The organism is Pandoraea sp. SD6-2 (assembly GCF_000389825.1).
GTDB lineage: Bacteria > Pseudomonadota > Gammaproteobacteria > Burkholderiales > Burkholderiaceae > Pandoraea > Pandoraea communis.
The window spans coordinates 921,765-928,634 of sequence record NZ_KB944454.1 but is presented as its reverse complement, the minus strand read 5'-3'; the positions used below and the strand labels follow the sequence as shown (position 1 = coordinate 928,634).

General features: G+C 63.4%; 7 protein-coding genes. 5 read left to right on the top strand and 2 right to left on the bottom strand.

Features of this window, described 5'->3' with window-relative positions:
* Positions 1–104: 104 nt before the first annotated feature.
* Complete coding sequence (locus tag C266_RS20610; protein ID WP_010805672.1) at positions 105–512, bottom strand: DoxX family protein; 408 nt, start codon at positions 510–512, stop codon at positions 105–107.
* Between the two features lie 385 nt (positions 513–897).
* On the opposite strand from C266_RS20610, the gene C266_RS20605 reads away from it, so the two are divergent.
* The 3 genes from C266_RS20605 to C266_RS20595 all read left to right on the top strand — a co-directional run bounded on the left by C266_RS20605 (position 898) and on the right by C266_RS20595 (position 2,903).
* Complete coding sequence (locus C266_RS20605) at positions 898–1,485, top strand: hypothetical protein (protein WP_010805671.1); 588 nt, start codon at positions 898–900, stop codon at positions 1,483–1,485.
* Positions 1,486–1,596: 111 nt separating this feature from the next.
* Positions 1,597–1,998 carry a PaaI family thioesterase gene (locus tag C266_RS20600; protein WP_010805670.1) on the top strand — a complete coding sequence of 134 codons (402 nt, stop codon included), beginning with the start codon at positions 1,597–1,599 and terminating at the stop codon, positions 1,996–1,998.
* A 56-nt stretch (positions 1,999–2,054) separates the two neighbouring features.
* Entirely contained in the window at positions 2,055–2,903 is an 849-nt protein-coding gene (locus C266_RS20595) for a patatin-like phospholipase family protein (protein WP_010805669.1), read from the top strand.
* A gap of 38 nt (positions 2,904–2,941) precedes the next feature.
* Here the strand turns inward: C266_RS20595 and C266_RS20590 are convergent, their stop codons facing one another.
* A complete protein-coding gene (locus C266_RS20590) occupies positions 2,942–3,952 on the bottom strand; it encodes a D-2-hydroxyacid dehydrogenase family protein (protein WP_010805668.1) in 1,011 nt (336 codons plus the stop codon).
* A 561-nt stretch (positions 3,953–4,513) separates the two neighbouring features.
* Here C266_RS20590 and C266_RS20585 point away from each other — a divergent pair.
* Both C266_RS20585 and C266_RS20580 read left to right on the top strand, forming a co-directional pair.
* Positions 4,514–6,400 (top strand): phosphoenolpyruvate carboxykinase (GTP), encoded by a 1,887-nt coding sequence (locus tag C266_RS20585; protein WP_010805667.1) that lies wholly within the window; start codon positions 4,514–4,516, stop codon positions 6,398–6,400.
* Between the two features lie 262 nt (positions 6,401–6,662).
* Positions 6,663–6,863, top strand: a complete 201-nt coding sequence (locus C266_RS20580) for a DNA-binding protein (RefSeq protein ID WP_144265877.1) — start codon at positions 6,663–6,665, stop codon at positions 6,861–6,863.
* Positions 6,864–6,870 lie beyond the last annotated feature (7 nt).

The following is a 6,870-nucleotide window of genomic DNA, read 5'->3' as shown; positions in this document are numbered from 1 at the left end:
CCATCGATAGGGGCGGCAGGCGCGGGCCGTCACGACCGCCGGTGCAACGCCGCGCCCGGCGGCCGGTTCCCGATGGGCGACGTTAGCTGGTCTCCGGCCTCCGATCAGTCCCAGGCGCCACGGCCACCGGACACGCTGTAGCGTCCGGCACCGAAGAGAATCACGCAAAGGCCCGCGAGCAGATAGAAGCCTTGCAGTTCCAGCGCCCATCCGCCGGTCTTCGAGAGATCGCCCAGTTGACTCAGGTGGACCAGTGAGAAGGCGACAAGCATGTTGCACACGACGAGCAGGCCACCCAGACGGGTGAGCACGCCGAGAATCAGCAGCACCGGCGCGAGCACTTCACCCAGGTAGGCGCCGTAGGCGAGGAAACTCGGCAGGCCGTGCGAAGTCACCATGCCCTCGATGAAACCGACGCCGTTGATCACTTTGCTGACGCCGTGAAATAGCAGCAGGATGCCGAGGGTAAGGCGCAGGATGAGTTTGCCGAGGTCGTCTCTGGTGCTCTGCATGGGGAAGGCTCCTTCTTGACCCGCTTGTTCGCGGATGGGGACTGAGGGGGGAACGGGGTGGCACGCTCTGCGGCAGGGCGTGCCGGCCAAATGGGCACCACTGTATCAAATCGTTACGGCGCTGTCTGTGACTGTCTGAGCGATTTCAGGGACATAGCCCGCCCCGGACCCGGCGCGCGGATTACAAGCCGTTACTTTTCGGACTGCCCGGTTACACGACGGCTGTCGGCGCGACGCTCGCGCGCCCCGTTAATCCGCATAAGGACACGGTCATTCGCTGGCAAGCCCGCCAACGGCCCCGGTCCCGCCGGTTCCCCGAACACGTATCCACCCGATCATGTCCGGGCATTTCGAAAGCACAGCCAAAGTCAATAAGGATTCCATCATGAACGTTCGTAAAACGCTGATTCTGAGTGCCGTGACGGTTGCCCTCGGCGGTGTGTTCGCCTCGCAGGCGTTTGCGCAAAGCACCACCACCGAGACGGCGCGCGACATCCATCAACAGCAGCGCGTCGAGAACGGACTGAAGAGCGGTCAACTGACGACCAAGGAAGCGTCGAGCATCGAGAAGGGCGAGGCGAAGATCGACCGCATGCAAGCTCATGCCGCTCACACGGGAGATACCGCCGCCGAGAAGGCACGCATCGCCAACGCGCAGAACAAGGAAAGCGCGAAGATCGATCAGCTCAAGCACAACGGTCAGGTGGTGAATCCCACGTCGAAGTCGTCGGAGCGCATGCAGGCCGACGTGCAACGTAACGTCAACCAGGAAAAGCGCATCGCTCAGGGACAGGCCGCCGGCACGTTGACTAATCGCCAGGCCGGTAGTCTTGAGCGCGGGCAGGCCCATGTCGACACCGCCGAAGCGCACGCGGGCAAGAACGGTCATGTGAGCAAGGGCGAGCAGGCCGGTATCCAGCATCGCGAAAATCATCAAAGCGAGCGAATTCATCAGGACAAGACGAACGGATGAGTTGCCGCTGATTGCGGATCACGCGCATGACGCCAGCGCCACCCTTTGCCGGGTGGCGCTGTTGTTTTGGGGCTATCATCGGCGTCACAACGAACTTGGAGGAGGGGCGGGATGGAGCGGGTGCAGGCGCAGAAGATGCTCGATGAACTCGTCGCGCCGTGGGTGCGACAACTCAATCTGCAAGTGGAGGCGACCGGGCCGGAACAAAGCGAATTGCGATTGCCGTTCGACGCCGCGTTCAAACACGGCGGCGGCGTCATCTGCGGACAGGTCTTCATGGCCGTGGCCGACACGGCCATGGTGGTGGCGCTCTCGGCCTCGCTTGGCGGTTTCCAGCCAATGACGACCGTCACGCTCAACACGCAGTTCATGCGTCCGGTGGCCGAGGGCGATTTGCGCGTGATCGCGCGGATTCTGCGTCGCGGCAAGAATCTGGTGTTCGGCGAGATCGAGATTCTCGATGCGTCGGGCAAGATGGCGGTGCACGCCACCACGACCTACGCGCTGCTTTGAGCGCACCGTTGCAAGACGCTCAACGTCGATAACGCGATATCACCGAAGGGGGCCAGGTGTTCGATCAGATCGTATTCGCCGGCGGCGGCAACCGTTGCTGGTGGCAGGCGGGATTCTGGGAGCGCGTCGCGCGCGAGGTGCCGCTGCGCCCGCGCGTCATCACCGGGATATCGGCCGGTGCCGCCACCGCGTGCATGCTGCACATGCGCGAGTCGGACTGGGTGATGGACTATTACCGGCGGGCACTAGCGAACAATCGCAAGAACGCCTACTGGGGCAACCTGCTGCGCCGTGAGCGGGTGTTTCCGCATTACCGCATCTACCGGCAGGCGCTGCTCGACATTTATGAGGGCCAGCTCGACAAGCTCGCCGCCGGGCCGGAGATTCGCGTCGGCGTGTCGCACATCCCGCGCTGGCTCGGGCCGCGCACGGCCACGGCGGCAGCGCTGGTGGCCTACAACATCGACAAGCACGTGCGTCGTACGCTGCATCCGACGCTCGCCCGCCGGCTTGGCTTCACTCCCGAATTCGTGCGCGCGCAGGATTGCCGGTCCACCGGGGATCTGGCCGATCTGATGCTGCAATCGTCCTGTACGCCGCCGTTCACACCGATTCTCCGTCGCGACGGGCGGGCCGTGCTCGATGGCGGCATGGTCGACAACGTGCCCGTCGATGCGCTCGATGCCACGCCCGGCCAGGTGCTTGTGCTGGTGACGCGGCGCTATCCGCGTCCGCAGATATTCACGCAGCATCACGGCGGACAAGACCGGCTATATGTGCAGCCAAGCGTGCCCGTACCGATTTCCAGTTGGGATTACACGCGCCCCGACATGATGGGCCCGGCATTCGCGCTGGGCCGCAAGGACGGCGAGGCGTTCCTGCGTCATCTGGACACGATGAAATAGCGCACGCCTCGCCGTTGCGCGAGGCGTGTGCGGCGGCGTTATCGACCGAAGCCGAGCAACGCAGCCGGATTCGCGACGTGAGTGCGGTCGCCGTTCAGGAAGTCGACGATGTTCTGGAAAGCTACGCGGAAATACAGCTCGTAGCTCTCACGCTCGACATAGCCGATGTGCGGCGTACACACGCAATTCTCCAGGCGCAGCAGCGGGTTGCCTTGCAGAATCGGCTCGCTCTCGAAGACATCGATGGCCGCCATGCCCGGACGGCCGCGGTTCAGTGCCGTGATCAGCGCGTTTTCTTCCACCAGTTCGGCCCGGCTCGTGTTCACGAACAGGGCGGTCTGTTTCATCTGCAGCAGATCTTCGAGTTTGACGAGGTGACGCGTCTCGTCGTTCAGACGCAGGTGCAGCGAGAGCACATCGCTTTGCGTGAAGAGTTCTTCCTTGCTGTTCGCCACGCGCAAGCCGTCGGCCGCGGCAGCTTCACGCGAACCCTCGCGGCCCCACACTATCACCTCCATGCCGAATGCGCGGCCGTAGCCTGCCACGAGGCGGCCGATCTTGCCGTAGCCCCAGAGGCCGAGCGTCTGGCCGCGAAGTACCTGACCCAGCCCGAAGTTCGGCGGCATGCTCGACGATTTCAGGCCCGATTGCTGCCAGGCGCCGTGCTTGAGGCTGGAGACGTACTGCGGAATGCGGCGCTGGGCGGCCATGATCAGCGCCCAGGTAAGTTCGGCCGGTGCGATGGGCGAGCCCACGCCTTCGAGCACAGCCACGCCATGGGCGGTGCAGGCGTCGATGTCGATGTGAGTGCCGGCGCGTCCGGTCTGGCTGATGATCCGCAGACGCGGCAGTTTGTCGATGAGCTGCGCCGTGACGGCGGTGCGTTCGCGGATCAGCACGAGCACTTCGGCTTCGCCGACGCGGGCAGTGAGTTGCCCGACGCCTTTGACCGTGTTGTTGAAGACCTTGACGTCATGACCGGCCAACAGGGAGAAGCAGTCGAGCTTGCGAACGGCGTCCTGATAGTCGTCGAGAATGGCAATTTTCATGGCAAAACGTAATCGGATCGGCGCGGAACCGGGGAGTCCTGCGCGGACGGAACAATTGTCGGAGGCCGCCGCACGGGCGGGTGTTCTGGTCGTTGACATGGACGGCGTCTATCGGGGCAAATCCCCCGCCGGCCTTGTTGCGACGCAGCACCGGTGCGATTTGCGCGGTGGTATGCTGACGCCTCGTTTTGCATAGTATGGCAGGTGTCCTGGCAACCATGGCGAAACCGCCTGAACACGATGGCAAAAAATCGAATCCACCCCGTACACACAAGTCGGACCTGGTGAACGAGACGCTTGAAGCGCACGTATCGATGCGCGTGTTGCCCTCTGCCTTCCCGCGTGTGTTGCTGCGTGTGTCGCAAGACGTACAACACACACCATTTTTCACGCGGCCTGAACCTGCGAGCGCCTGGATTGCCAGCGCCTGCGGCAACCGCCGGGGCACGTCCGCCTGTCCGGTATCCCCAACCGGATGGGTCGCCCGGCGATCCAGGGTGCCCGCGCAACAGACGCCCGTCGTCCGCATCGATTTCCCGACTCTGCATGGAGACAACCCCCATGACGCAAGCCAGTGTGAGCGCTAGCGCGCTCGACGCCTCCTCCTCGTCCAACGTCGCCACACGTGATCTGCCCGCCTGGGCGCGTCACCGCAAGCTGATCGACTGGGTGTCGCACATCGCGGCGATCACCCAGCCTGAGCGTGTCGTCTGGTGCGACGGCTCGCAGGAGGAATACGACCGTCTGTGTGAACAGATGGTCGCCGCCGGCACGATGACGCAGCTCAACCCCGCCAAGCGTCCGAATTCGTTCCTCGCGCTGTCCGATCCGTCGGATGTGGCGCGAGTGGAAGACCGCACGTTCATCTGTAGCGAAAAGCGCGAAGACGCCGGGCCGACCAACCACTGGATCGATCCGCGCGAGATGCGCACGACGCTCGACGGCCTGTTCGCGGGCTGCATGCGCGGTCGCACGATGTACGTGGTGCCGTTCTCGATGGGGCCGCTCGGCTCGCCGATCGCACATATCGGCGTGGAATTGTCCGACTCGCCTTACGTGGTGGTGAACATGCGCATCATGACGCGCATGGGCCGCGCCGTGTACGACGTGCTCGGCACCGACGGCGCCTTCGTGCCGTGCGTGCACACGGTCGGCAAGCCGCTTGCGGCCGGTGAGAAGGACGTGGCCTGGCCGTGCAACGCGACGAAGTACATCGTTCACTTCCCGGAAACCCGCGAGATCTGGAGCTATGGTTCGGGCTACGGCGGCAACGCGCTGCTGGGCAAGAAGTGCTTCGCGCTGCGCATCGCCTCGAAGATGGGCCGCGACGAAGGCTGGCTGGCCGAACACATGCTGATTCTTGGCGTGACGTCGCCCGAGGGCAAGAAGTATCACGTGGCGGCGGCGTTCCCGTCGGCATGCGGCAAGACCAACTTCGCGATGCTGATTCCGCCGAAGGGCTTCGACGGCTGGAAGGTCGAGACCCTCGGTGACGACATCGCCTGGATCAAGCCGGGCAAAGACGGTCGTCTGTACGCGATCAACCCGGAAGCCGGCTTCTTCGGCGTGGCGCCGGGCACGAGCGAGAAGACCAACCCGAACGCGCTGGCTACGCTCGGCGAGAACGTCATCTTCACCAACGTGGCGCTGACCGACGATGGCGACGTGTGGTGGGAAGGCCTGACCGACACGCCGCCGGCGCATCTGATCGACTGGCAGGGCAAGGACTGGACACCGGAAAGCGGGAAGGCGACGGGCCGCAAGGCAGCGCATCCGAATTCGCGCTTCACGGCGCCGGCGTCGCAATGTCCGTCGATCGATGCCGGCTGGGAAAACCCGGCCGGTGTGGCGATCGACGCATTCATTTTCGGCGGCCGCCGTTCCACGACCGTGCCGCTGGTGACCGAAGCCCGCGACTGGACCGAAGGCGTGTACATGGCCGCGACGATGGGCTCGGAGACGACTGCCGCTGCGGCGGGCCAGCAGGGCGTGGTGCGTCGTGATCCGTTCGCCATGCTGCCGTTTTGCGGCTACAACATGAGCGAGTATTTCCAGCACTGGCTCGACACCGGCGCGCATCTCGGCAAGACGGGCGCGAAGCTGCCGAAGATCTATTGCGTGAACTGGTTCCGCAAGGACGCCGACGGCAAGTTCGTGTGGCCGGGCTTCGGCGAGAACATGCGCGTGCTGGCATGGATGCTCGGCCGTATCGACGGCACGGCGCAGGGTGTGGAGAACGCGTTCGGCATCACGCCGCGCTACGAAGATCTGAACTGGAACGGCCTGTCGTTCACGCAGGCGCAGTTCGACGACGTGACGTCGATGGATCCGGCCGCATGGCATGAGGAGTTGAAACTCCACGCCGAGTTGTTCGACACGCTCAAGCATCACCTGCCGCAGGCGTTGCTCGACACGAAGGCCGACATCGAGCGTCGTCTGAAGTCGTGATTCGTCAGATATCGCAGCGATAGTGCACTGACCCTGTGCGATCGCCGGTATCGGCGGTAGCGCCAACGGGTGCACCATACGATCCCATCGAGGAAAACCTCGGTGGGATTTTTTTATTGCCTTGTGATCCTTCCGAAAGCTGCACCGGGCGAGGTCTTGGCCGGTTTTCGAAAGTTCTCCGGTGCTAGCATTTCCCCTGTTGTTCGGGTGTTCAATTCGGACGCCGATTTTTGTTTATGAATGAAGGGAGGGGCATATGCACATGATGCTGATCGAGGGGATTGATGAACCGCTTATGCGATCGATTCGATCGCGTGCGGCATTGCATGGGAGAACGCCGGAGGAAGAGGTGTTGTCGATTCTGGATAACGTGGCGAGACTACCGGGGTTCCGATGTATCGGGGAAGCGATCATGAATTTCCCTAACGTCGGACTCGACAGCGATTTCGAACGTGTCAATTGAGCCAATT